General features: G+C 68.5%; 24 protein-coding genes and 1 tRNA gene. 4 read left to right on the top strand and 21 right to left on the bottom strand.

The window, feature by feature from the left end; genetic code table 11:
• The 4 genes from dhaL to AFER_RS04515 are packed head-to-tail and all read right to left on the bottom strand — an operon-like array spanning nt 1 to nt 4,028.
• On the bottom strand, nt 1–630 hold the full coding sequence (dhaL, locus tag AFER_RS04530) for a dihydroxyacetone kinase subunit DhaL (RefSeq protein WP_015798312.1): 630 nt from the start codon (nt 628–630) through the stop codon (nt 1–3).
• On the bottom strand, nt 627–1,628 hold the full coding sequence (gene dhaK, locus AFER_RS04525) for a dihydroxyacetone kinase subunit DhaK (RefSeq protein WP_015798311.1): 1,002 nt from the start codon (nt 1,626–1,628) through the stop codon (nt 627–629). The genes dhaL and dhaK overlap by 4 nt, the downstream gene beginning before the upstream one ends.
• Before the next feature lie 22 nt (nt 1,629–1,650).
• Nucleotides 1,651–3,144 (bottom strand): glycerol kinase GlpK, encoded by a 1,494-nt coding sequence (gene glpK / locus AFER_RS04520; protein WP_015798310.1) that lies wholly within the window; start codon nt 3,142–3,144, stop codon nt 1,651–1,653.
• Nucleotides 3,141–4,028 (bottom strand): MIP/aquaporin family protein, encoded by an 888-nt coding sequence (locus AFER_RS04515; protein ID WP_015798309.1) that lies wholly within the window; start codon nt 4,026–4,028, stop codon nt 3,141–3,143. Before AFER_RS04515 ends, glpK begins: the two co-directional genes overlap by 4 nt.
• Nucleotides 4,029–4,206: 178 nt before the next feature.
• On the opposite strand from AFER_RS04515, the gene AFER_RS04510 reads away from it, so the two are divergent.
• Nucleotides 4,207–5,817, top strand: a complete 1,611-nt coding sequence (locus AFER_RS04510) for a putative PEP-binding protein (RefSeq protein WP_015798308.1) — start codon at nt 4,207–4,209, stop codon at nt 5,815–5,817.
• Here AFER_RS04510 and AFER_RS04505 read toward each other — a convergent pair.
• The 10 genes from AFER_RS04505 to AFER_RS04460 all read right to left on the bottom strand — a co-directional run bounded on the left by AFER_RS04505 (nt 5,814) and on the right by AFER_RS04460 (nt 14,884).
• Nucleotides 5,814–6,662, bottom strand: a complete 849-nt coding sequence (locus AFER_RS04505; RefSeq protein WP_015798307.1) for a PP2C family protein-serine/threonine phosphatase — start codon at nt 6,660–6,662, stop codon at nt 5,814–5,816. The genes AFER_RS04510 and AFER_RS04505 overlap by 4 nt on opposite strands.
• An 83-nt stretch (nt 6,663–6,745) precedes the next feature.
• A complete protein-coding gene (locus tag AFER_RS04500) occupies nt 6,746–8,323 on the bottom strand; it encodes an APC family permease (RefSeq protein ID WP_015798306.1) in 1,578 nt (525 codons plus the stop codon).
• Nucleotides 8,324–8,506: 183 nt separating this feature from the next.
• Nucleotides 8,507–9,721: a type I glutamate--ammonia ligase gene (locus tag AFER_RS04495; RefSeq protein WP_015798305.1), complete on the bottom strand. Its 1,215-nt coding sequence runs from the start codon at nt 9,719–9,721 to the stop codon at nt 8,507–8,509.
• 27 nt (nt 9,722–9,748) lie between these two features.
• Nucleotides 9,749–10,735: a serine/threonine-protein kinase gene (locus AFER_RS04490; protein ID WP_015798304.1), complete on the bottom strand. Its 987-nt coding sequence runs from the start codon at nt 10,733–10,735 to the stop codon at nt 9,749–9,751.
• A 13-nt stretch (nt 10,736–10,748) separates the two neighbouring features.
• Complete coding sequence (locus tag AFER_RS11935) at nt 10,749–10,928, bottom strand: hypothetical protein (RefSeq protein WP_015798303.1); 180 nt, start codon at nt 10,926–10,928, stop codon at nt 10,749–10,751.
• A gap of 204 nt (nt 10,929–11,132) precedes the next feature.
• Complete coding sequence (locus tag AFER_RS04480) at nt 11,133–11,525, bottom strand: DoxX family protein (protein WP_015798302.1); 393 nt, start codon at nt 11,523–11,525, stop codon at nt 11,133–11,135.
• Nucleotides 11,526–11,656: 131 nt separating this feature from the next.
• Entirely contained in the window at nt 11,657–13,120 is a 1,464-nt protein-coding gene (locus tag AFER_RS04475) for a purine-cytosine permease family protein (RefSeq protein ID WP_015798301.1), read from the bottom strand.
• A 378-nt stretch (nt 13,121–13,498) separates the two neighbouring features.
• Nucleotides 13,499–13,571: transfer RNA gene (locus tag AFER_RS04470), tRNA-Gly, on the bottom strand.
• A gap of 75 nt (nt 13,572–13,646) precedes the next feature.
• Nucleotides 13,647–14,087 carry a dUTP diphosphatase gene (dut, locus tag AFER_RS04465; RefSeq protein ID WP_015798299.1) on the bottom strand — a complete coding sequence of 147 codons (441 nt, stop codon included), beginning with the start codon at nt 14,085–14,087 and terminating at the stop codon, nt 13,647–13,649.
• Nucleotides 14,069–14,884, bottom strand: a complete 816-nt coding sequence (locus AFER_RS04460; RefSeq protein WP_015798298.1) for a polyprenol monophosphomannose synthase — start codon at nt 14,882–14,884, stop codon at nt 14,069–14,071. The genes dut and AFER_RS04460 overlap by 19 nt, the downstream gene beginning before the upstream one ends.
• Nucleotides 14,885–14,940: 56 nt before the next feature.
• Here AFER_RS04460 and orn point away from each other — a divergent pair, with 56 nt between their 5' ends.
• Nucleotides 14,941–15,507 (top strand): oligoribonuclease, encoded by a 567-nt coding sequence (gene orn, locus AFER_RS04455; protein WP_015798297.1) that lies wholly within the window; start codon nt 14,941–14,943, stop codon nt 15,505–15,507.
• A 722-nt stretch (nt 15,508–16,229) separates the two neighbouring features.
• Here the strand turns inward: orn and AFER_RS04450 are convergent.
• From AFER_RS04450 to AFER_RS04435, 4 genes are all read right to left on the bottom strand, one after another.
• A complete protein-coding gene (locus tag AFER_RS04450; RefSeq protein WP_143711941.1) occupies nt 16,230–16,646 on the bottom strand; it encodes a glycosyl-4,4'-diaponeurosporenoate acyltransferase CrtO family protein in 417 nt (138 codons plus the stop codon).
• Nucleotides 16,647–16,678: 32 nt separating this feature from the next.
• Nucleotides 16,679–17,752, bottom strand: coding sequence for a glycosyltransferase family 2 protein (locus AFER_RS10915; RefSeq protein ID WP_015798295.1), 1,074 nt, complete (start codon nt 17,750–17,752; stop codon nt 16,679–16,681).
• Nucleotides 17,753–17,769: 17 nt separating this feature from the next.
• Entirely contained in the window at nt 17,770–18,798 is a 1,029-nt protein-coding gene (locus AFER_RS04440; protein WP_015798294.1) for an LLM class F420-dependent oxidoreductase, read from the bottom strand.
• Nucleotides 18,799–19,002: 204 nt separating this feature from the next.
• On the bottom strand, nt 19,003–19,665 hold the full coding sequence (locus tag AFER_RS04435) for a peroxiredoxin (protein ID WP_015798293.1): 663 nt from the start codon (nt 19,663–19,665) through the stop codon (nt 19,003–19,005).
• A 219-nt stretch (nt 19,666–19,884) separates the two neighbouring features.
• Between AFER_RS04435 and AFER_RS04430 the strand changes: the two genes are divergently transcribed.
• A complete protein-coding gene (locus AFER_RS04430; protein ID WP_015798292.1) occupies nt 19,885–20,802 on the top strand; it encodes a cation diffusion facilitator family transporter in 918 nt (305 codons plus the stop codon).
• 906 nt (nt 20,803–21,708) lie between these two features.
• Here the strand turns inward: AFER_RS04430 and AFER_RS04415 are convergent.
• Entirely contained in the window at nt 21,709–22,308 is a 600-nt protein-coding gene (locus AFER_RS04415) for a MarC family protein (protein WP_015798291.1), read from the bottom strand.
• A gap of 115 nt (nt 22,309–22,423) precedes the next feature.
• Here AFER_RS04415 and AFER_RS10910 point away from each other — a divergent pair, with 115 nt between their 5' ends.
• Entirely contained in the window at nt 22,424–24,049 is a 1,626-nt protein-coding gene (locus tag AFER_RS10910; RefSeq protein WP_015798290.1) for a L,D-transpeptidase, read from the top strand.
• Nucleotides 24,050–24,085: 36 nt separating this feature from the next.
• On the opposite strand, the gene AFER_RS04405 is transcribed toward AFER_RS10910, so the two are convergent.
• Both AFER_RS04405 and AFER_RS04400 read right to left on the bottom strand, forming a co-directional pair.
• Nucleotides 24,086–24,757 carry an HDOD domain-containing protein gene (locus AFER_RS04405; RefSeq protein ID WP_015798289.1) on the bottom strand — a complete coding sequence of 224 codons (672 nt, stop codon included), beginning with the start codon at nt 24,755–24,757 and terminating at the stop codon, nt 24,086–24,088.
• Nucleotides 24,758–24,763: 6 nt separating this feature from the next.
• A complete protein-coding gene (locus tag AFER_RS04400; protein WP_171788949.1) occupies nt 24,764–25,483 on the bottom strand; it encodes a PAS domain-containing protein in 720 nt (239 codons plus the stop codon).
• Nucleotides 25,484–25,536 lie beyond the last annotated feature (53 nt).

Below are 25,536 nucleotides of genomic sequence, written 5' to 3'. Positions count from 1 at the left end.
TCAGCTCACCTCGCCAAGGCATGCGAAGAACAGAGCCATCGAGGCCGCACCGGGGTCTTCGTGACCTGCGCTCCGCTCCCCGAGATACGACGCGCGGCCCTTGCGCGCCACGAGGGGGATGGTCGACTCGGCACGCTCCGAGGCCACGGACGCGGCGGTAGCGGCTGCCTCGGCGAAGGAGCGCTGAGTCCCGAGCTCGGCAGCGAGCGACGCCAGCGCCGGCACGAGGACATCCACCATGGTCTTGTCGCCGAGCTCGGCGTGGCCACGCTCGAGCACCGCGTCCCGGAATAGCGACAGCGTGGCCACGACCTCGTCGGGCGTTGGGGCGCCGGTCCCGTCGCCGGCTGCCGCCGAGGCCTTGGTCCAGCCAAAGCCCCACAGCGCGCCTGATGCCCCGCCGACCGTGCCGAGCAGTGCCATCCCAACACTCCTCAGCCCCGCTCGCGGCGTCTGCGAGGTCTCGAGGGCCCCGAGGGCGCGCTCGAGACCTCGGTTCAGGTTCGTACCGTGGTCACCATCGCCGATCGCAGCGTCGAGATCGTCCAGCCAGGTGCGCTGGTCGCGCACCGACGCCGCGAAACAGCGCCAGACGTCGTGCCACCAGGCGAGCGAACCGGGCTCGCTCACCGTGCCACCCGAACGGCAGCCGTCGACGCAGGGGCTTCGAGCAGCGCGGCGAGCTCGTCGTCGAGTCGAAGCACCGTGATCGAGTAGCCGGCCATCTCGAGCGACGTCATGTACTCGCCAACCCAGGCGGTGCGAATGTGCCACCCGCGCTCGGCCGCGACCTGGTAGACGCGGCGAGCAACGATCCCAAGCTCGAGGAGCGGCGTCGCTCCCATCGAGTTCACCATCACCGCGATGGATGCACCGCTCTCGAGCCCGAGGTCGCTCGTCACCCGATCGAGCAGTTCGTCGGTCAGGTCGTCGGCACGACGCAGTGGTTCGCGCCGAACCCCAGGCTCGCCGTGGATGCCGATGCCCACCTCGATCTCGTCCTCGCCCAAGGTGAAGGTGGGCTCTCCACGTGCGGGCACCGTGCACGGTGCGAGTGCGAGGCCCATGGAGCGCACGTTCGCGATCACGCGCTCGGCGACCGCCGCCACCGTCGCCAGATCGTCCCCACGTTCGGCTGCTGCGCCTGCGATCTTGTGGACGAACACCGTTCCGGCGATGCCTCGTCGCCCCGAGGTGTACAGGGAGTCTTCGACCGCGACGTCGTCGTTCACGACGACCTGGCGCACCTCGATCCCCTCCTCCTTGGCGAGCTCGGCGGCGATGTCGAAGTTCATGACGTCGCCGGTGTAGTTCTTCACGACGCACAGCACCCCCGCGCCGTGGTCGGCGGCGCGGATGCCCTCGAGGATCTGATCGGGCGTCGGCGAGGTGAAGACCTCGCCGGCCACCGCGGCGTCGAGCATGCCCTCACCGACGTAGCCGCCGTGGGCCGGCTCATGGCCCGATCCGCCGCCCGAGACCAGCCCGACGCGCCCCGATGGCTTCGCGACCGCGCGCGCCAGCACGTGGGTACCCTCGATGCGGCGAACCCACGGTGCGAACGCGGCCGCGAGCCCATCGAGAGACTCGTCGACGACGTGGTCGACCTCGTTGATGACCTTCTTCATCCGACTACCTCCCTCTCGCAGCCTACGCCTCGACCCACGCTCGGGCGCGGTCCCGCGCACGCTGCCACGTGCGATAGGCCGCGGCTCGCGTCGCCTCGTCCCACGTTGGCTCGAAGCGCCGCTCCAGTTGCCACACGTCGCGCAGCCCCCCAGGACCTGCCACCGCACCCACGCCGACCGCCGCCAGGTAGGCAGCACCCAGCGCCGTGGTCTCGGTGACCTTCGGACGCTCGACCGGGATCCCGAGCACGTCGGCCTGGAGCTGTGCGACCACGTTGTTGCGCACCGCACCGCCGTCGACCCGCAAGATGGCGAGTCGCTGGCCCGAGTCGGCCGCCATCGCCTCGACGACGTCACGCGTCTGGTAGGCCATCGATTCGAGCGCGGCCCGCACGATGTGTGCCCGCGTCGTCCCGCGCGTGATGCCGACGATGGTGCCCCGCGCGTACGGGTCCCACACCGGTGCGCCGAGCCCCACGAAGGCAGGGACCACCACGACGCCACCGGTGTCGGGGACCTCGGCGGCGATCGCCTCGGTGTCCTCGGCATGCGCGATGAGACGCAGTCCGTCGCGCAGCCACTGGACGACGGCTCCGGTCACGAAGATGGAGCCCTCGAGCGCGTAGGTGCGCTCACCCCCGATGCTCCACGCCACGGTCGTGAGCAGGCCCGAGTGCGACGCGACCGCATCGTGGCCCGTGGTCTGCAGCAGGAAGGACCCGGTCCCGTAGGTGTTCTTCGCCATGCCCGGCTCGATGCACGCCTGGCCGAAGAGAGCGGCCTGCTGATCACCCGCGATGCCGGCGATGGGCACCCTGGCACCGAAGATCTCAGGGTCCGTCTCGGCGACCACGCCTGCGGAGTCGACGACCGTCGGGCACATCGACGCGGGCACGCCCAGCATCTCGAGCAGTTCGGGATCCCACTCACCGGTGTGGATGTTGAAGAGCATGGTCCGAGAGGCGTTGGTGGCGTCCGTCGCATGCACCCGTCCGCCGGTGAGCTTCCAAATCAGCCACGCATCAACGGTGCCAAAGGCCAATCGGCCCTCGTCCGCCAGGCGACGAGCCTCCGGCACGTGCTCGAGGATCCAGGCCACCTTCGTTCCCGAGAAGTAAGCGTCGATGACGAGACCGGTACGGGAACGGACCAGATCCTCGCGGCCGGCCGCACGGAGTTCGTCGCACATCGGCGCCGTCCGTCGGCACTGCCACACGATCGCGTTCATGACCGGCTTGCCGGTTTGGCGATCCCACACGATGGTGGTCTCACGCTGGTTGGTGATGCCGATCGCGCTGAGGTCCCCTGGCGCGATGCCGGCGGCGCGCAGGGCGTCGAAGATGGCCTGGCGCTGGGACTCCCAGATCTCCTCGGGGTCGTGCTCGACCCAGCCTGGCTGCGGGTAGTACTGCGGGAACTCGTGCTGGCCGAGGCCGAGGATGGTGCCGTCGAGATCGAAGACGATCGCTCGAGAGCTCGTCGTTCCTTGATCAAGAGCGAGGATACGGGTGGTCACTGCGCCCCTCCTTCCGTGCTCTGGCGCGCGAAGCGCGCACGAATCGTGTCCTCGATGAACCAGCGATAGACCCCAACCGCGATCGCTCCACCGACGAGCGGACCGACGATCGGGACCCACCAGTAACCGTTGAGACCGGCGAAGGCGTTGTGTCCCCAGCCGAGGAACCACGTCAGGAGCCGCGGACCGAAGTCACGCGCAGGGTTGATCGCGTAACCGGCGTCCGTACCAAAGCTCATGCCGATCGCCGCGACGGCCATCCCGACGAGGAACGGTGCCATGTTCGAACCCGGCCCCGAGTTCGTCGCGTCGGTGATGGCGAGCACGAACAGCAGCAGGAAGAACGTGCCGATCACCTGGTCGATGAATGGCCCGACGAGGCTCGTGCCGAAGTACTTCGCGGGGAACGTGGCAAAGATCGAGAAGGTCGTCAACCCACCGGCGCTGGCGCGCGTGACGTGGTGCGCAAGGTTCCACGCATCGATCGCCTTGTAGTAGTCCAGGTAGACGATCGCCGCGCCAGAGAATGCCCCGAGAACCTGGGCGATCCAGTAGCCCGGCACCTTACGCCACGGCAGCGAGCCCTTGATCGCCATGGCCAGCGTCACCGCCGGGTTCAGGTGTGCGCCGGACACCCCGCCAGCCACGTAGACGCCCATCACGACCGCCATGGCCCAGCCCCAGGTGATCAGCAGCCAGCCGCCCGCTCCCTGGAAGATGACGACGGTGCGGCCGGACATGGTGAGGCCCACCACTGCAACCGCGACCGAGCCCGTCCCGAAGGCGAGCAGCACCAACGTACCGAGATATTCGGAGAGCAGCTCTCCCCATGTCGTTGCGCGCCAGCCGGTCTTGCCGGCCGGTCGCGCCTGTGTTGTGGCCACCTACGGCCTCCTTCCCCCTGTCATGCATCGCTCCCGGGCCAGAACACGAAGAGCGCCCGGACGCGACCTCTCACGTCCGGGCGCTCTCGTGCACTCTGCCCGCTCGTATCATGACAGGCGTCGTGGACGACGTCAAGGGTCTTTGGTCCCGAGGCGCCTCGCCCGGAGAGGAGGGTCCATGCCGGAACGTCACACCCTTCGCGGTCAACCAGGCTCCCAGGGAGCCGGCGTCGGGACAGCCGTCCGCGTCGACGCGGTCGCCGAGCGCACCGAGGTCGATCCCGCCAGCGTGCGCCGAGCGCTCGAGGAGGTCGCCGACGACCTCGAGGCTTCCAGCCGACGTGCGAGCGGCGAGCTGTCCCAGATCCTCGCCGCCGACGCAGCCATCGCGCGAGACCCCATGCTCGTCGATGCCGTGGAGCGTCACCTCGCCGACGATCCCTCCACCGTCGGGGTCCACGACGCCTTCGACGAGGTCGCAGGCGTCCTCCGTTCCGTCGGCGGCGCGATCGCCGAACGAGCGGCGGACCTCGGCGCGATCGAACGGCGCCTCATCGCCCGCCTCAGGGGCACCCAAGGACCGATGCTCGAAGGCAAGGTCGTCGTCGCGAACGAGCTCGGCCCAGCAGATCTCCTCGCGATCGAGCACGAACGGCCGGCAGCGCTCTTGCTCGCTGGCGCCAGCCCGACCGCCCACGTCGCCATCCTCGCCCGAGCACTCGGCATCCCCGCCCTCACCGGCGTGGTGGGCCTCGACGGGGTGCACGACGGCGACACCGTGCTCGTCGATACCGTGCGCGCGGTCGCGATCGTGAACCCCAACGACGACGATGTCACTGGGCTGCGAGCCGCAGAGCGTACGCCCGCGCGAACGACGCTCCCTCGAGACCGTGCCGCCATCGGCGCCGTCGCCATCATGGCCAACGTCGCCGGCGTCGCCGACGCGCAGGGGGCGATCGACGCCGGCGCGGTCGGTATCGGCCTTTTGCGCACCGAGTTCTTGTTCCTCGACCGCGACGAGGCTCCCTCTCGCGCCGAGCAAGCCGAGGCCTACACCGAGATCCTCACCCCATTCCGGGGCCGCCGTTGCATCGTCCGCACGCTCGACGCCGGTGCCGACAAGCCACTCGCGTTCATCGATCTGCCTCGCTCGGCCAACCCCGCGCTCGGCGTCCGAGGATGGAGGGCACGCGCCGTGGCGCCGGCCGTGATCGACACCCAGATCGCAGCGATCGCCGACGCCCAGCGCGCGACCGGTGCCGAGGTCGGTCTCATGGCCCCGATGGTGACGACGATCGACGAAGCGCGCGAGGTGGTCGAGCGAGCCCACGCCGCAGGGATCCCGAGTGCAGGCGTCATGGTGGAGGTCCCTGCTCTGTGCCTGCTCGGCGACGAGCTCGCCCGCAGCGTCGACTTCGTCTCGATCGGCACCAACGACCTCGCGCAGTACCTCTTCGCCGCCGACCGCGAGGAGTCGGCGGTCGCAGCCCTCGCCGATCCCTTCTCGCCGCCACTCGCTCGACTCCTCGCTCGCCTCGTCGACGACGTCGACGGTCGCATCCCCATCGGTGTCTGCGGCGAGCTCGCCGCAGATCCCCTCGCCGCCGTCTGGCTGGCGGGCCTCGGCATCACGAGCTTGTCCATGACGCCGAGCGCGATCGCACCCGTCACCCGTCTGCTCGCTTCCGTCGAGCGTACGACCGCTCGCCGAGCAGCAGAAGCGGTCCGCACCGCGAGCGATGCTCAGCGTGCACGAGACGCGGCGGCGCGTATCGTCGGCCTTGCCTAGGTTCCTCGGCTCCTCCGCCACCACGAGGTGCGCACGCTCGCGCCCGAACTCGTGGCCGTCGGACTCGGGATCACCACGATGACGGAGACGTTGTCGGGCGCACCCGCCTCGTAGGCAAGCCCGACGAGTCGCCAGAGCGCACCCTCGAGCGCGTCGGGCTCTCGCGCGCCGCGCAGCGCCTCGAAGAGCGCGCCGCGCGGAACCGTCCCCCAGAAGCCGTCCGAACAGACGAGGATCCGCTCCCCATCCTCCAGCGCCACGCTGACGAGATCCGGCGCCACCGCCATCTGTGCTCCCAGGCTTCGCGTCAGCACCGAGCGCGCTGGATGCCGAGCTGCCTCCTCCTGATCGATCAAGCCCGCCCGCAACAGCTCGGCCGCCTGGGTATGGTCCTGCGTCAGCTGATGGATCCGCTCGTCGCCGACACGATAGGCACGCGAGTCGCCGACGTGGCCAATGACGACGTCGCGGCCACTCACCCCGACCAGGGTGAGCGTGGTTGCCATCCGAGCCCGCTCGCGATGTTGCGCGTCGATGACTGCCGCGTTCGCAGCCCGAACCGCAGCTCGCACCCGAGCCCGCACCGCCCCTCGCCCGCTCCCCATCGCGCTCGTGGCCGCCTCGATGGCCGCCTGGCTGGCGACCTCGCCAGCCGCCTGCCCGCCGACACCATCGGCCACGCACGCCACCAGCACCTCGCCAGAGGTGCCAGGGGGGACGACCGCAACCGCGTCCTCGTTCCCAGCCCGCACCACACCCCGCACGCTCACCCAGGCCGCCACCGAGCCGTCGTGGGCCCGAAGCGACCCACTCGTCTCGTCGGCCTCGAGCGAGCGTCGTACCATCGTCTCCTCCTCATGGGTGATGCCTCCAGCCCTTGCGGGCCAGAGGCATCACCAGCTGGCAGCTCCCCCCGGAGCACCGAACGCTATGGCGTCTCCGCCGCGGCCGACACGCCGCGCCCGGCCCCGCCGAGTCGCCTCGTGGCGCGCTCGCCGACGATGCTCTTGGCATGATGGCGGTGCGGGTTCGCCCAGTACCACACGAGCCCAACGATGGTCCAGGCCAGCACCACACCGATGGCCTTCACCGCATCGGTCGCACCCGAGCCGCCGCCAGCGATGGCGAGATAGACCACGCCAGCGAGCTCGGCCAGATTCATGAGCGCCCCAAGGCCAGGGGCGAGCACATGAGCGAGCAGGGAACGATCGGCGCGACGGGAGAACGCCACGATCGCGATCACACACGTCATGCCATAGACCAGAAAGGTCCCGATGTTGGACGCCAGCGTGATCTGCGTCAGGTTGTCGACCGTGTGCACCCCGTAGATCGCCACCACGGCGCTGATCGCGCTGATCACGAGGATGCCGCCGTGGGGTGTGGCGAAGCGCCCGTGCAACCACCCGATCACGCTGGGCAGCTCACGGTCCCTGGCCATCGAGTAGCTCACGCGAACTGCGGTGTTGATGCACGCGAGCGTCGTGCCGATGAGTGCGATGAGGACCGTGGCGGCCACGATCAACGCAGCCGCCTCTCCGCCGCCATGGAACATGCGATCGGCAGCGTTCTGGACCATCGTGCCGATCGGCGCCGCATCGTTGCCGGCCTTGGCAAAGACGTTTGCGCCCGGTTGACCTGCCATGGTCGCAGAGCCGAGTGCGAAGTTCGCACCGAAGTACTCCAACAGGTACGAGAAGCCTCCCTGGATGGCGAGCGCGATCAAGACCCCACGCTGGATGTCGCGCTCGGGATTGCGCGCCTCGGCGCCGAGGGCCGTGATGGACTCGAAGCCGACGAGCAACAAGATGGCGATGGTCGACTGGTAGAGCAGGTTCACGAAGCTGTGTGGGAGGATGACCGAGAGTGCGCTCGCTTGCACGTAGCCACCGTCCGGGTGCGCGACGCGGAACGCGATGAAGAAGAGAGCCGTCATCGCGACGAGGGTCACGATCTGGATCACGTTGATGACGAGCGCCGTCATCGTGGACCCCGTGATGCCACGGTAGGCGATGTAGCCGATCCCCGCGGCGGCGACGACGGCGATCACCGAGAGTTCGAGCCACGACAGCGTGACCCCTCCGACCGCGCCGATGATGTAGCCGATCAGGGTACCGATGAACGCCACCATGATGCCCGGATAGATCCAGTAGTACAGGTGGCTGATCCAGCCGAAGGCGAACTTCACCGCTCTCGCGGTGGCGGTGAAGCGCGGGTGGTTCTGGTCGAGGAAGGCGGCTTCGGCGAAGTAGTAGGTCGAGCCCGTGCCCGCATCGGGATAGATCCGAGCCAGCTGGCTGTAGCTCCACGCGGTCAGCATGGCGAGGATGAAGGCGAAGAGGAGCCCTGTCCACATGTCAAGGCCCGTCGGCTGACCGTGGTTCGTCTGGGCCGCCTGTTCCTGAAACGTTGTCCAAAGAAACGCTCCGGGCGCGATCAAGGCCATCCCATTGACCGTGACACCGGTGAGCGTGAGCGTTCGGTGCATCTGCTGCTCGCTCGCTGCCATGGCACAACTCCTCACCTGTCGGTACGCGATCAGGACGCCACCTCCGGTGACACCCTTCGGACGACCGCCAGGCCGCGCCGTTGCGGCGTCTGGCCTCGCTCCCCTGGTCGGCCGATCGCAGCGGAGCTAGGCGCATCGTAGACCCGCCCACACGCCACCCATCGAGGTAGCGTTACCAGCTCGTTACCGATCGATCACACGCGTCGACATCGATCCCGGGCGCACGTCTGGATCACGACCTCCCGCGAGTGCGCGGCGGGCAAGCGCCCGCTCGGCATCGACGATGCGATGAATGAGCCGGTCGTCGAACGCGTCCACGAGCACGTCATCGGCCAGGAGCGCGTCGACGGCCTCATCGAGACTCCTCGGGAGCGGCGTGAAGGCTGCCGTTCGGGCCAGGGGATCGAAGCCCTCCGGATCTTCGTCCATCGCCTCGCCAGGGTCGCTACCCTCCTGGGCGCCATGGGCCGCCGCGACGATGATCCCTGCGATCGCGATGCACGGGTTCGCCGACGGGTCCGCACCGCGGTACTCGATGGATCGGGTCCCGTCGACCGCCGTCGCGACCCGCACCAGCGCACCGCGATGCTCGTGCGCCCACAGCGCCGCGCTCGGTGCCTCCGGGCCGGCGTGGAGACGCCGATAGGACCCGACCGTCGGAGCGGCGAGCGCGCACAGGCCAGGGGCATGATCCAGCAGGCCCCCAACACGGGCGCGGATCAGCGACTCGGTCACCTCGGGCGCGAGCACCTCATGGAGGTGGAGCCCCGAACCCGGTTGTCCCGGCAGCGGACGGGCCGCGAACGACGCCGTGGCCCCGAACTCCACGGCAGCGTCACGCACTGCAGCTCGTGCGAGCACCACGGCATCGGCGAGTGCACACGCATCGAGCGGGCCGAGATCGAGCTCCCACTGACCGGGCCCAGCCTCGTGGTGCGACGCTAGCACCGGTATGCCACTGTCGGACAACCTGGCGTAGGCGGCTCGCGCGATCGCGCCACCGATGCCCACCACATCGTCGAAGTAGCCCGCCTCGTCCACCGGATCGCCGTGCTCGTCGAAGCAGTACCACTCGAGCTCCGCGATCCCGCGCCAACGCGTCTCGGGATCGAGCTCCGCACTGATGCGCGCGAGTGCGGCGCGCGTATCCAACGGCGACGGCACCCCGTCCGGTGAGCGCACGATGCCGACGAGACGCTCCCCCTCCGGACCTACGAGGCGAGCCGCGGCGGTGAGATCCAGTGAGCAGTCAGACTCGAGGACGCGGATCCCGCCCTCGATGGCCGACGCATCGACCACCAGGTGGCTCGTCACCTCCACCCCCGACACCGTCACCGAGCGCAGCTCGCCAAAGAGATCCACGAAACACGCCCGCATCCACGTTCGCTGTCCCGTCACCCTGCTCCCTCCTTCAACCGGCTCGCCCTAGTGGTGCGCCGCCACGACGAGCACCGCCGCGGCGAGCGCGAGAAAGCCCACGGCGACCCCGACCACGAACCACACCAGCCGACGCCCGCTCGTGGTCGCGGCCACGACGTCACCGATCGGCTGCTCCGGCGCCAACGAGTACGTATCGCTGCCAAGCTCATCGATGCGTTCGAGATCCTCCAGCACCTCACGTGCATGCTGGTAACGGTGCTCGGGGAACCGCCGCAGCGCATGGAGGACGATGGCCTCGAGGCCCGGCGGCAGTTCCGGCCGCCGTTGGCGCAATGGTTCGGGCGCCTGCTGCAGGTGCGCAGTCATCACCGCCAGCCACGAATCACCACGAAAGGGAGGTCGACCGGTCGCAAGCTCGTAGACGATCGCACCCCACGCATAGAGATCGCTGCGCTCATCGCCGCGCCGTCCCCGCACCTGCTCAGGGCTCATATAGTCGGGTGTCCCCATGGCCGGAGACAACTGCCCCCAGGTCAGCCTCCGCGCCCCTCGACTGACCGCAGTTCCGAAATCGCCGATCTTGAGCACCCCGGACGACGACACCAAGATGTTCTCAGGCTTGAGGTCGCGATGCACGACGCCACGCCCGTGCAGGTAGTCGAGGGCTTCGGCGAGCTGACGAGCCCAGGCCACGACGAGGGTCACCGGAACCGGCCCTGGATGATCGTTCAGCCACCGTCGCAGCGTGACCCCGTCGACGAACTCGAGCACGAGATACGGCTCGCTCCGCCGTTGGCCATCGTCGACGCACCGCACGACCCCCGGGTGGTCGAGCTTCCGCCAGATGGCGATCTCCCGCTGGTAGCGCTGGAAGAGGACGGGGTCGGCAACCAGCTGTGGAGTGGGGAACTTCAGGACGACCTCGCCACCGGTCGTGAGATCGTGTGCTCGCCACACCTCCGCGAAACCTCCGACCCCCAGCAGTGCCACCAGCTGGAAGTGATCGACCACCGATCCCTCGGCGTGGTTCACGCCACCTCCGCCCTCAACGCGCGTTGACGGCTCTGAGCGCCCCCCGTGCCCAGACGACGCCGACGCCGAACGCGAACAGTCCGGCTTCGACATGCCAGCTCGCGTGAACGGCGGCCACGATGACGACCCCGACGATCATCCAGCTCACCGCCGCCACCGCTGAGACGACGGCACGCGCCGGTAAGCCAACCATCCCCGCCCCGCCAACGGGTGATGCGCCAGCACGTCGAGCCTGCTGGCGACGCGCTCGGCCTGACCACTCCTTCACACCGCCAGCGTAGAGCCGACACCAAGGCCGGCCGAGTCCCATCCTGTGAACGCAGCGTCACAACTCGTCGCGATCGTGGCAGCCAGCGAACGTCGCGGAGCACCCACGTGGCTCCCCATCAACGACACGTCACGCGTCGCGGTCGCGACCAGGATCGCACACCACGAGGGCCAGCCCGCCCAGAAGTCCGAGGTTCTTCAGAAACTGCACTCGCTGCATCGTCCGGCCTGGCCCGGGCTCCTCGCGCCAGAACGGATGACCGACGACCGTCGTCGCTCCCAGCGATGCGATGAGCCCAAGGGCTGCGAGACGCCGCCGTAGCCCGGTCGCGAGACCAAGACCGCCTGCGACCATCGCAGCCCCGTTGAGGCGCACCAGCAGCTCCGGGCTCGGGAGGCCCGCCTTCGCGGCGACCTCCGGACGATGCCCAGGGTCTCGCAGGGCCTCGAAGCCAGCGACGATGAAGATGGGCGCCAGCGCGACTCGTCCGAGCAAGCGTCCAACGCGAGCGGTCAGTCCCACCGTCAACTCCTCCTGCGATCCGTCTGGTCCCTCGACGAACAGGACCTTAGCGAGTCTCCGGCGACATGCGTCAGCGACCTTCCTCGACCCTCGATCGCCCGAGCACCGACCCCGCCGAACCGCGTCGCGTCCTACTCCACCGCCTCTGCGCCGGCCACCCCTCGCTCGGTTGCTTCGACCTCCCGGCGCACCTCACCTCGCGCAAGCGCGTAGTACACGAGACCGCCCACCACGATCCCGAGCACCCAGCTGAGGTCAGACCCGCCGGTCGCACGCGAGATCGGTCCGAGGAACGAGGGGACGTAGAACTGGGCATCGATCCACAGGAGCGCCGCACCCATGCCGACGATGAGCGCAGCGATCGCACGCCAGTTGATGCCGCCATTGCGCCAATAGACACCACCGCGTACGGCGGCAAGACCCGCACGGTCGTAGCGCCCGCGCCGCAGCAGATAGTCGACGAAGACGATGGCGAACCACGGCGCGAGCCAGACGACGATGTAGTCGAGGAACCCCGACAGATCGGTATAGAAGTTTCCCTTGAAGATGACGAGCGCCGTGACCAGCCCGGAGATGATGGTGTCGATGATCACCGCACCCCAGCGGTTCACCGGGATGCCAAGCGCCTGCAGCGTGACACCCGACGAGTAGAGGTCCAGCGAGTTGATCGCGAAGACCTGCGGAAGCACGAGGATCATGAACGGCCAGAAGAACCAGCTCGCAAACGACGAGGGGACGCCGGTGACCGCCGTCGCCTGCGGACTCACCAAGAACGCGGCAGCACCGAGGAGCTCGACCAAGATCGCTGGGATCGCACCGCCAAGGGTCGCCGCCCAGAAGATCGAGGCCTTCGGGGTGGATGAGGGGAGATAGCGGGAGTAGTCGTTGGCGTTCTCGGTCCACCCGAGCCCCCCAGCCGAGACCAACAGCACGACGGCGGTCGTCCAGATGGCCCACGAGGCATGCTTGTGGTCGCTCGAGGGATGGACGTGCGGCGCAATCAGCACGCCCATCACCGCAAACACGATGATGAAGACGATCGAGAGGTACCTGAGCAGCTTGGCGATCGTCGCGTGACCGAGGAACGGCACGATGAACTGGACGAGCACAGCCGCCACGATCAGCGCAACCTTGAGGCCGGTGCCGACCGACACGCCTTCGTGGGCGAACATCGCCTCGACGACGAGCACGATGAGCACAAGCCCTTCGATCTCGAACCCGACCTGGGTGATCCAATTGAACAGCGATGGAAGCCGGTTGCCGAGCCGACCAAAGGGCGCCCGGCTCACACCGAACGCAGTCGTGCCCGCGAGCGGCCCCTGCAACGACGCGAGACCAAGGAACGCGAAGAACACATTGCCGACGATGATCGCCAGCACTGCTTGAGCGAACGACAGACCGAAAGAAACGATGAGCGCGCCGTAGACGAGGTATTCGACGTTCCAGATGCCGCCAGCCCACATCCAGAACAGGTCTGCCGGCCGCATGGGTCGCTCCGTCTCCGGGATGAGCTCGATACCTCGTGACTCGACCCGAAACGCCCGATACTCATCATCAACCGTGGCCGTCGCGGCCTGCGCATCATCTACATGCATCCACCCTCACCCTCCCGAGAAGACCCTAGCGACGATCCACAGCGTCGCCGAAGGCCACCCGACGAACGTAACACGCCCGTTACACTCGCCAGGCTGGTTCGGGCGGTGAATGGCCTGCCACGACGCGCCGAGCGAGCGCCGAGCCACGGCCGCTCCATCGCGGTACGCGACCGTCACGGCCACGCCCTCCGGCGCAAGGAGTGCGTGCGGTGTCCGCAGAACAGTCCACATCACGGCGACAGCGGTCGAACGACACAGCGGCCGGCTTCCGTGGATCACGGGCCGGCGTAAGGCATCCCCGCGCGTCACACGACGCCTGCTCACGAGCAGGCCCAGCCCACAACGAACGACGACCCGCATCGCTGCAGGTCGTCTGAGAGCGGACGACGGGACTCGAACCCGCGACCCTCACCTTGGCAAGGTGATGCTCTACCAACTGAGCCACGTCCGCAGCGCCCCTCAGTATAGCGAGCGAGGCCCCCGGCCGATCGAACAGCTGCGTCGGCAGCCTGCTTCACACGTGAGCTCAGCCGCTGTGGCCAAAGCCTCCGGATCCGCGTTCGCTCGCCGCAAGTTCAGTGACCTCCAGCACCCGTACGCTCGGGAACGGCAGCACCACGAGCTGCGCGATGCGCTCGCCCGGCCGAATCACGACTGGAGCCTCGCCAAGGTTCACCAGCGCCACGAGTACTTCGCCTCGATAGCCTGCGTCGATCAGGCCCGGCGCATTCACCACCGTGAGGCCCTCTCGAAGCGCCCTCCCACTCCGGGGCAAGACGAGTCCCAGCGTCCCGACCGGAAGCTCGAGCGCGAGACCGGTTCGAAACCCGTGCCGCTCCCCCGGCGCCAGTGTCCTCTCTTCGATGCTGGCGAGATCGAGCCCCGCGTCGAGCGCCCGTGCATACGACGGCAGCACTGCGCCGGGACTGAGCCGCTTGACCCGCAGACTCAACGCCTCGTCGACCACAGGCGCGCTCCCCGATCGACGACGGCGCCGAGGCGGTCGATGAGCGCCTCCTGCCGTTGCTCGTTGAGCCACGGGAACCGACGTCCGATACCCCAAATCGTGCACAGCACCATGGCCTCGACCACGATCTTGGCCGACATCTTCGATGTGCCCGCTCGCCGATCACGAAACGTGATCGGAATCTCCACGATCCGATAGCCTGCGTCGTTGACGAGGCGCGTGAGTTCCACCTGGAAGCCGTAGCCATCGGCACGCGAGGAACGAAAGCCGACCTCGTGAATGACGTCCGTCCGATACGCGCGAAACCCTGCCGTTGCGTCACGCACCGGTAGGCCGAGCATGAACGCCGCGTAGAGATTGCCCCCGCGCGACAGTGCAAGACGCTCTCTCGACAATCCTGGCGAGCGACCCCCAAGCACGTAGCGCGACCCAATCGCGAGCGCGGCACCGTCGTCGAGCGCCGCGAGGAGCGCAGGAATCGCCGCGGGATCGTGCGAAAAGTCGGCGTCGATCTCGACCACGCTGGTCGCTCCCTCCGAGATCGCCACCTTGAAGCCGTCTCGATAGGCGCCGCCGAGTCCCGTCTTCTGTTCCCGTGCCAGCAAACGAACGCGCTCGTCCCGCTCCGAGACGGCGCGCACCGCCGCCGCGGTGCCATCGGGAGAGCCATCATCGACCACCAGCACGTGCGCCTCGGGTACCGCCGCGAGCACCGCTCCGAGCATGGGCCCGATGTTGTCGACTTCGTTGTACGTCGGGATCACGACCCATGGTCGTGACGACGGCACCTCCTCCACGCGTCCTCCTTTGACCCACGGGCCAGGGTAGCCTGGTCGTTGGCTAGCCTGGGCGCGTGCTCGCATGGATGGACCTCGAGATGACAGGTCTCGACCCTGAGCGGTGCGTCATTCTCGAGATCGCCGCCATCGTGACCGACGACGAACTCGAAACCGTTGCCGAGCTCGGCCCGCTCGTCCTCCACGCAACCGACGAGGAGCTGGCGGTGATGGAGCCCGTCGTCGTGCAGATGCACTCTGCCAACCACCTCCTCGAAGACGTCCGGCGAGCGTCGCTCACCATCGACGAGGCCGAATCGACCGTCCTCGCCTTCTTGAAGGCCCATCTTCCCGATCCCCACCAGGTGCCCCTGTGCGGCAACTCCATCGGCACCGATCGTCGGTTTCTCGCGCGCCACATGCCCAAGGTCGAGGCCCTGCTCCACTACCGATCGATCGACGTCTCCAGCCTCAAGGAGCTCGCGCGCCGCTGGTACCCCGAGGTCATCGAGCACATGCCGCAGAAGAACCCCGCGCATCGCGCGCTCGACGACGTACGGGACTCGATCGCCGAGCTGCGCTACTACCGCAGCTCTATGCTGCGCCCTCGCGAAGGCGGACAGGTCGACGCACGAGGCGAGTGACACCGCCTCGCCTCGGGGCCGGGGACTTCGACTCTCTCGTGCACGCATGGGACGTTCCGGCCGAGACCGACGCCTCCGAGGCTGCTCCCGTCACCCCGGGCCGTCATCCAGACCAAGCTCCCTGGCGGCGCGTGTCACCGCACCGCCAACGGCCAAGCCGTCTGCGACACCGGCAAGCAAGGATCTGGACCCGCCAACCAGGCCCTCCTCTCGATTCCGTCCTCGCCGTCGCAGTGACTGGTGTCACTGCGCACCCATGACCTGATCGGCGCTCAGCGGCACCAGCGAGAGTTGGCGTGGGGATCCCGGGCTCGCACCGGGGCGTCTGGCTGTGGGGACCGCTCACCTACCGGACGCACCCGGTGGTTGGCCAACACTTCTCCGGGTTGCTACCCGCTAGACGGCGAGGAATGAGCAAGCCGCCGAGCCCCGTCTGCACAGAGACGGTCAATCGTCGTAGAGAGACACGGCGAGCTCGACGTTCCCGGAGTCGTCACCTTCGCCTCCTCCGAGAGTTGATCGAGACGTGCACCGGCGCCGGAGTCGGTCGGAGGACGTTCGACTCCTCGCGCACAGAGGAGCCCGGCCACGATCAGCGCGCCGGAGCCGCCTCCCTCGCTCGCCGGCGGACGCAGTACGCGGCGGCCAGGGCACGCGCGAGCCCTGCTCGACGACGCGAAGCCACGGTCGCTCGCACGATCGCATGGAACTGCAGCGCCGACTCAGGGCCGTCTGCGCCCGAGCGCGGTCAATCGTGCCCGCACGTAGCGGAGGACCAAGATGAACGGCACATTCGCACCGATCGCATACGCAGGGCCGAGCCACCACAGCGGACCCAACCAGAGCGCCGGAGCCCATTGCACGACGAGCAGGCACCAGTGCACCGCCTCGGCGCGGTCGACCTCGCGCGCGAGCGCCTCGCGCCCACCGGTCCCACGGGGCCCGAAGAGACGCTTGCGGCGGCCTCCGAAGGCTCCGCCGGCATCGGGCAAGAGGCGCTTCCAGCGACGCACCCCGAGCCGTTCGTAGCCATGGCCGTCGCCCTCGAACGAACGAGTCGCCAAGAAGGTGCCGACCAACGCGAGGCCTCGGGGCCGGAGGCGCGACGCGACCCAGCCGACCACGACGCTGAGGCCCACCCACCAGCCGATGGCGAGAGCGACGCGAATCGCTAGCGAAGCCGTAGCCGTCGCCCGTGCCACCGTGTCTGCCCCCGGAGCATGTCGACGACCGACAGCGCGGTCGTCGCGACGAGGAGGCCCAGGCCCGCGGTGACCAGGCACACGTGCCTCCAACGAGCAAGTCGAAGCCGACGCGCTCCGAGGACCGCGACACCAAGACCTCCGAGCGCCGTCGGGAGAGCCCTCCAGTCACCGCGGCGCAGTCGAGCGAGTGCCCCGATCGTGCCGACCACCCAAGCGACCGCACCGAAGGATGGGAGCGCACCGGCCGCACCGGCGCCGATGACGATGTTCTTGCGCAGACCAGCCACCGTCTCGGCGAGGCCCTCGTACGGGTCCATCTGCACGGCATCGCCCCCAGCCCAGACCACGACGCGCTCGCCACGACGACGTACCGCCGCCGCCATCGCGACGTCGTCGACCGCCTCACTCGCAAGTGCCGCGTGACCACCGATGCTCCGACAGGTCGACGTCCGCATCGCGAGCACCGGGCCGAAGGCCACCCGCGACCGATGGCGCGCACCCGGCCAGAAGGCCCCACTCGCAACCATCGGCACCAGCCACAGCCAGGCCGTCAGTGGTGCCCACCAGCCGTCGAGGCGTGGGCGCGGCTGGACCGACACGAGCCCCCCATCGTTGGTCTCCACCATCGCGATCAAGCGCGCCAGGCCGTCGTCCGCAACGAACTCGACGTCCGCGTCGACAAACAGCACCCAGTCGGCATCACCGAGGTCGACGTGTGCGAGGGCGGCTGCCTTCGGATTGACGCCGTCGGCGACGGGACCCGCGGAGATGACGTGTGCACCGGCGCGCCGCGCGCGCTCCGCCGTCTCGTCGTCGCTCGCGTCGTCGACCACGACCAGGCGCACATCGAGGTGCTCGCAGCGCTGTCGTCGGATCGAGGCGAGCACGACATCGATGTGTCGTGCCTCGTTGTGAGCAGGGATGGCCACCACCACATGGCCGCGAGGGGTCTCGCGTGCCACGGGCAACGGATCGCCAAGTCGAGCAAGACCACACGCACCTGCCACGACGCCGAGCACACCCAGAGAGCGCTCGAGCACCGATCGACTCGTCACCGCTACCGCGCGAGCGCTGCGAGACGCTTCAGCGTCCCGAGCGGGTCCGGACCGACCGGCGTCGCGAGCAGCGTCGTCACCCCAGCTCGGGCCCAGGCATCGAGTCTCGCCGCAACTTCTGCCTCCGTACCGACGAGCGTGAGTTCGCGGAGCAACGCCTCGGGCACCGCCGCCTCGGCGCCGTGCCGATCGTGGGCCAGGTAGCGCTCTTGGATCGCGTCCGCAGCCTCCTCGAATCCGTAACGTACGAGCACGTCGTGGTAGAAGTTGCGCCCGCGAGCGCCCATACCCCCCACGTAGAGCGCGACGAACGGCCGAGCGAGATCACGGAGCGCCTCGCGATCCGGACCGATCGAGACGATCCCCCCGGCGACGATGTCGAGCGGCCCGAGCGAGGCATCGCGCGCCGCACGCCCGGCTTCGAGAGACTCGCCCCACACCGCATCCGCACGCTCCGGTGAGAACAGGATGGGAAGCCAACCTTCGGCGATCTCCGCCGCGAGCGCGACGTTGCGCGCCCCGATGGCGGCCAGGTAGATCGGGATCCGCTCGCGCGGCGGGTGGGTGATGAGCTTGAGCGGCTTGCCGAGCCCCGTCGTGCCGGGCCCGGTCGCGGGAAGTTCGTAGATGCCGTGGTGAACGAGAGGCTCGCGGCGCCAGATCGTACGGCAAATCTCGACGACCTCTCGCGTGCGAGCCAACGGGCGATCGTAGGCGACCCCGTGCCACCCCTCCACGACCTGCGGACCCGATGCACCGAGCCCGAGCACCGCACGGCCCCCCGAGACCACGTCGAGACCGACCGCAGTCTGTGCAATCAGCGCTGGCGTTCGCGAGAAGATCGGAAGAATGCCGGGCCCGAGCAACATGTGCTCGGTACGAGCCGCCAGGTAACCGAGAAGGCTGATCGCATCTTGACCGTAGGCCTCTGGCACGAAGGCGACGTCGACGCCCGCATCCTCCCAGCGAGCGACCGTGTCGGCCGCCTGGCGCACGTCCCCGGCGTAGTCGACTTGGGCCGCGATACGCACTGCCCCTCCTCTCCGCGCTCGACGCTAGCACGTGCCGAGCCCTGGGCTTGGGCAACCCGGCGCGCTGGAACCGACTGGTGAACGACTCGGCCAGCGCCACGACAGCGCCCACGCCTCCAGGACCTCGCAGGGGCCCCGAATACCGTCGTGCCGCGGGACGGCCCCGCGGCACGACTCGACGGAGAGAGGCTCGAGCGTCGTCGACTAGTTGGTGCCTGGGTCGGCGACGAGACGCAGGTACGGCCGAATCTCCTCGGCGTCGTGGCCCACCGCCGCACGCGCCTGATCGGTCGGCACCGAGGTCGCGAGGATGACACGTTGGCCTGGCGTCCAGTTGGCTGGGGTCACCACTGGGTAGCGCGACGTCCGCTGGAGAGCATCGATCACCCGCACGATCTCGGCGAAGTTCCGACCCACCGAGGCGGGATAGGTGATCATGAGGCGTACGCGCTTGGCGGGGTCGATGATGAACACCGAGCGCACCGTCGCCGAGTCGAGCTCGTTGGGGTGCACCATCCCATAGAGCGACGACACCGTCCGGTCTGGATCCGCGATCATCGGGAACCACATCTCCGCGCCGGCGATGTCGGCGATGTCGGCCTCCCACGTGTGGTGGGACTCGACGTCGTCGACCGACAGCCCGATGACACGAACACCACGCGACTCGAACTCCGAGCGCAGGCGAGCCACCTCACCGAGCTCCGTCGTGCAGACCGGCGTAAAGTCGCGCGGGTGCGAGAACAAGATGCCCCAGGCATCGCCGAGCCACTCGTGGAAGCGAATCTTGCCCTTCGTCGTCTCGGCCTCAAAGTCGGGCGCAATATCACCAAGCTTGATCACGCCCAGCGTCTGAGCATCTGCTGTCACTGCGATCCTCCTAGGGTTTCGTCGGCTCACCCGGACATCTACCAACGACGATCCTAGCCCGCTGCGTACGGACCAGATTCACGCGCTCGTGCGCGGGAGCAACCACCTCGCGACCGTGACTCCACTCCCACCTGAAGGCGGGGCCACACGCGCCGCGGGATGGTCGCGGCCGATCATTCCCCGAGGTCGCCCACGGCGACGACCTAGACTAGAAGAGCCATGCATCGCCACGCGAGTGCCATCGGGAGCGTCATGCTCGCCGTCGTCGCGGCCGTCGCGCTCGTGGTGCTCGCGATCGGAGCCCACAGTGCGCTCGTCGGTGAAGACGCGGTGCACGTGGCGATGGACCTCGGCACGCTCGCCCTCGGGGTCGCAGCGCGACGATTCGCCGAGCACGGGCCCGACGAGCGCAATACCTTCGGCTGGCATCGCGTGGACGCGTTCGTGGGCGCGACCCTTGCCCTTGCCCTCACGCTCGCGAGCGTGTGGGGCGTCGTCGTTCAGGCTCGCGCCGCGACGCCGAGCACCGTCTCGGTCCTCGTCGTCGCAGGCGTTCTCTCACTCGCGCCCGCGGCTCCGCTGATCGTGCAGGCATGGCTCCACCGCACATCCGGAACCGCGCGAGCGCTCGGCCTCCATGGCCTTGCCGACCTCGCGGCTGGAGTCGCAACACTGGTTGCAGCGTCCCTCACACAGACGCGCCTCGGTCACGACGCCCAAACGGCGGCTGCCACCATCATCGCCGCGACGATCGCCGCCACGTCATGGCGCATGATCCGCGATGCCGTCGCACTCTCGCTGGATCTCGCACCACGTGGTGTCGCGCCGAGCGCAGTTCGAGCCACGATCGAGGCGACGCCGGGTGTCATCGCGGCGCACCACCTCCACCTGTGGCGCCTCGACGAACAGACGAATGCGCTCTCGGCCCACATCGTTGCACGCTCGGGTCTCAGTCTCCACCAGACGCAGCTGCTCGCCGACATGATCCGCGAACGGCTCGCGCGTGCGCACGGGATCACCCACGCGACGCTCGAGTTCGAATGCCACGCCTGCGAGGCAGCCTCCCACGGAGCCTCGACATCGTCGCACGACCAGATCGCGCCGCACGGGCTCCCACCCGCCGACCGGAGCTCATGAGGCCTTCTGAGCGCAGATCGCGGCTCGCGCCATCCTCGCTGAGATGACGCGTGCGCGACCGCATCGAGGCGCATGCACGCGCGATCGTGAGCGACGCCAGGGACGCTGCTGCCTGGGGCGCGTGCGGCGTGCTCTCGACGGCCCAGGAGCTGGCGCCCCGACCTCATGGCTCGCTGCGGCGCGCGAGCATCGTCGTGCGCGAGCACCCGGCCACCTCACCAGCACACAGGCGCGCGGCTCGACCAGCGCACCGAGACACCAGGCTCGGGCACAGATCGTCGCGAGAGCCTCGCTCCCACGACGCCGTGGGGTCATCGTCACGGCCCCACACGGGTGGCCCCCGGCCGCGACTGTCGAGCCGTTCAAGGACTGAACGACTTCGCCGGTGAACAGTGAACACCCGAACAGGGAAGGGTGATCACCGTGGAAGACTGAGCACTCGTCAGGCGGCTGGTAGCCGAGGGCGTCCCCAAGGCTCGCATCGCCGCGCGTCTGGGGATCTCGCGCACAAGGATCATCAAGCTGGCCGCTCGGAGCGAGCCGCCGAGCTCTCGGCGAACCCCGACCGACAGATCCTTCGCGAGCGACGAGACCCGGATAAGGGCCCTGCGCGCAGAGTTCGACGACCTCCCGGCAAGCGTGCTCGCCGAACGGGTGGGCAGGACGCGATCAGCGTCGCGGTCCCGTGAGAACGTGGCACGCTGCGCCCAGCCCACGCTCGTGCGCTCGCCTCGATGGGCTGCGCCATGGATGTACGTCACCGCGCACCAAGGTCGCGGTCGGGCCGATCGGGGCACGTCCTCGATCCCGATCACAGGCGACTCCACAGCGCCAGCGAGACTCGTTCGACGTCCTCTTGCCCGACCCCCCAGACCGAGGGCTCCGCGCGAGGCCGCCGTGGACCAGCTAGAGCCCGAAGCCGCGGATTCCCTCGGCGGCGAGCTGGACCGCGATGGCGGCCAGGAGCAAGCCGAACACCCGCGACAAGAGCGCGATGCCCGACTCCTTCAGGATGCGGACCAAGGCCGAGGCGTAGTGCAAGACGACCCACAAGATGACCATCGAACCGACCAACGCCCCAGCGAGCGCCACCGAAAGTGGCGCTGTCGCAGCTCGCTTGGCCAGCACCAACACCGCAGCAATGGCGCCCGGACCCGCGATGAGCGGGGTTGCAAGGGGAACCACGGCCACCGAGATACCCTCCTCCGTGGTACCGATCGACCCACCCCGACCGGTCAGCAGCTCGAGCGCCACGATCAGCAGCAACAGGCCTCCCGACACCTCAAGAGCGGGAATCGAGATCCCGAGATAGTCGAGGATCTGGGAACCGGCGAGCGCGAAGACCGCGAGCACCGCCGCCGCGACGAGCACCGCCTCCGTGGCGAGGCGCCGGCGCGCACGCTGGTCCCGACCACGGGTGACGACCAGGAAGGTCGGGATGTTGCCGATGGGATCGATGATCACGAGCAACGTCACCAGAGCCTCGACGAAGAACTTCGTGACCACATCCCCTCCCAGCCGCCCTGTCTCTCAGGAAATCGCCACCGAGTGTCGTTACACTAGCAACGACACTCCACCCGCGCCGTTGACTGCGCGAGGGGACGAGGAGGTACCGAGGGGCGTGCATCGTTCGAGACGTGTCCGAAGGCGCAACACCCGCATCGTGGTCGGGGCCGGCGTCGTTGTTGCCGCGGCCGCCGCTGGCATCGCGTATCTCGAACTGCCACGAACGTCCCTCAGTGCGAGCGAGCGTGGGATCGTACGCCTGGAACATCAAGGCATCGCCGAGCGCATCGTGGCGATCTCGGCCGAGGCGAATGGCAAGGCCATCTCCGTCGTCGATCGCCGGGGCCGCATCGTCCCCCGTGTCGCCATCGCGCAGGGCACCACCATCACCGTGCGTGCGACGCTCGCACCGCCGAGCTGGCTGCGTTGGCTCCTCGGGTCCCGCACCAACGTCACCCAGACGATCATCGCGCCGACGACGCGCCTCCTCGATCCCGTGGTGATCTCGACCCATGGGTCGATCGCTGGCTACTTCTCGACGCCCGTTAGTACCGTGCGCATCACGACGCCGACGAGTTCGCAGGTCATCCACCTCGCAAAGCCATCGCGGCGCCTGACCGTCGTGTCGTCGGCGAGCGGCCTGCACGCTGGCGTCGTCACGATCGCGGCCGCCCCAGCCCCGTGGGAGTCACTCGCCGCACCGAGCGAGCTGACGTTCTTCCGCACCGGGTCGGCGTCTCCGATCGCGATTATCTCCCCGGGAACCTCCGGTCTCACGCCGTCGACGCCGATCTCGATCACGCTGTCCGCCCCGACCTCGACGGTCTTCGGCGCGACCAACCCCACCATCACGCCAACTGTCGCCGGCGCCGACCCGGTCTCGGGATCCTGGAGTCGACCGACCCCCTACACCCTCGTCTTCACCCCCCAGACGCCCGATTTCTGGCCCGGTGAGACGTTCACACTGCACCTCCCTCACGCCGTCACGTTGGCGAGCTCGAGCGGTACGCTCGGCCAGACCACCGACGCCGTGACCCTCGCTGGAGCGTCCCCGTCGATCCTGCGCCTCCAGGAGCTGCTCGCTCAGCTCGGCTACCTCCCCTTGACCTTCACGCCGACCCAGGCGGCCCCATCGACGCTGGCGGCGCAGGCCGCCGCGAGCGTGGACGCGCCACAAGGCACGTTCTCATGGCGCTGGACGATGCCGAGTGCGCTCACGAGCCTGTGGCAGCCCGGCCAGGACACGGTGATGACCCAAGGTGCGATCATGTCGTTCGAGCACGCCGAGGGCCTCGACGATACCGGGCTCTCCAATCCGCTCCTCTGGCCCACCCTGATTCACGACGCGATGACGGGGACGATGGATCCGCATCCCTACTCCTACATCCTCGTGTCCAAGGTTCGACCGGAGACGCTCTGGCTGTACGTGAACGGGCAGGTGACGCTGACGAGTCCGGTCAATACCGGCATCGCTGGGCTCAACACCCCCGTCGGCACCTGGCCGATCTACCTCCGCTTCGTCGAGAACTACATGAGCGGCACGAACCCGAACGGCACCCCCTACCACGACCTTGTGCACTGGATCAACTACTTCAACGGCTCCGTCGCCGTGCACGGGTTCCCCCGTGCCTCGTACGGCTTTCCCCAGAGCCTCGGCTGCGTCGAGCTGCCCATCGCGACCGCGGGGGTGCTCTATCCGCAGGTCCACATCGGCACGCTGGTGACGGTACTCCCGAGCTAGGCACGCCGCCTCCGGCGACCGCGTGCCTGGTTGGACTCACACGCTCATCAACATGGCCCCATCGGGCCCGAGACGCTCGCTCGCCGCGCGCCAGCTCTCTCGAAGGAGACGCCCGAGGGTCGACACGTCGCCGGCCGCGTCGAGTTCGCCGACGGCATCGAGGATCACTTCGGGAAACGCCCAGTGCCGAAGCGCCTCTTGGGAGAGACTCGCAAGTGGTCGTCCCCAACGCTCCACCTCGAAGGCTCGACGATCCTCGAGCGCGAGGTCGTGCCACGTCGCATAGCCGACGGGATCTTGCTGCGCGGCGAGGATCCAACCGAGCGTCGCCACGAGCCCGGTCGAGAGCGCCACTTGCGGGTCGACGCTCGTGTGGGGCGAGCGCTCCGCCATCTGGGCGGCCAGCAACGTCGTGAAGGCCGCAAGCCCCTCGGGATAGGGCCCCTGGCGCCGCGCGAGTTCGGCCACGGTCAGCGAGCGAAGCCCCAGGATGCCCACGATCGCACACGCGAACTCGAGTCGCTCGACGGAGCCGGCGAGTCCATAGTACGACGAGTTCGCGAGCTTGAGGATGCTCGCAGCGAGCCCGGGGTCTGCAGCCGCCACCTGAGCGAGCTCGGCGAAGCCGGCCTCGTCATCGCCGAGGGTCCGAAGGAAGCGAGCGAGGACGACCGCATCCCCGGAGGTGATATCGAAGCGAATCTCCATGGACGCTCATCCTTGTCGTGTCGCGGGCCGGCTCCCAAGCTCGTCGTCTCGCCGCTGCACACTCCGGTCAGCGACCGTGCCGACGAAGCTCAAACGTCCATCGCTCGCACGAACCGGCATGATCGTGACCTCCAATGCACGCCGTGGACCGGACTCGAGCTGCACGTCGATGATCGCCTCCACGCGCTCACCACCGAGTGCGCGCAGCGCCAGCTCCCGAACGACAGGCCGATCCTCCGGTGCGAAGATGTCCACCCAGCCAGCTCCGCTCAGTCGCTCACGTGACGTGGCGAGCAGTGTCGCGAGCCCCGCATTCACATACCCGAGTCGCAGGCCCCGATCGGAGATGAACACGCCGAGCGACAACGTATCGGCGAGCGCCCGCAGTGCTCGACCGGCATCGTCGACACCACTCAGCTCGACCAGGTCCAGCTCGACCATGACCGCCTCTCCCAGCACGGTGACCTCGGCGATGCAGTCGAGGAGCGATCCATCGCCTGCCCACAGCGCAACCTCGACACTCGTATCGCCAAGCTCTTCGAGGCGAACCCCTCCGACCAGGTCCAATGGCTGACCGATCAGCGCGGACGCGTCACGAAGAAGCAATCGGGCAGCGGCCTCGTTCACCCAGCGCACGAGCCCCTCCTCGAGGAGCACCAGTGCGCGTGGGCACCGAGCTAGGTATGCCTCGAACGCTTCCATAGTGGACGTATCGACGACTTTCACCAAAGGTTGAGTCGCAAAGCACCAACAATACCCTGCTCACCGGGGTCGCCACG

Origin of the sequence: Acidimicrobium ferrooxidans DSM 10331, assembly GCF_000023265.1 — a bacterium.
Classification (GTDB): Bacteria; Actinomycetota; Acidimicrobiia; order Acidimicrobiales; family Acidimicrobiaceae; genus Acidimicrobium; species Acidimicrobium ferrooxidans.
Note: the sequence above shows the minus strand (reverse complement) of the source record. Positions and strands in the feature narration are given on the sequence as shown.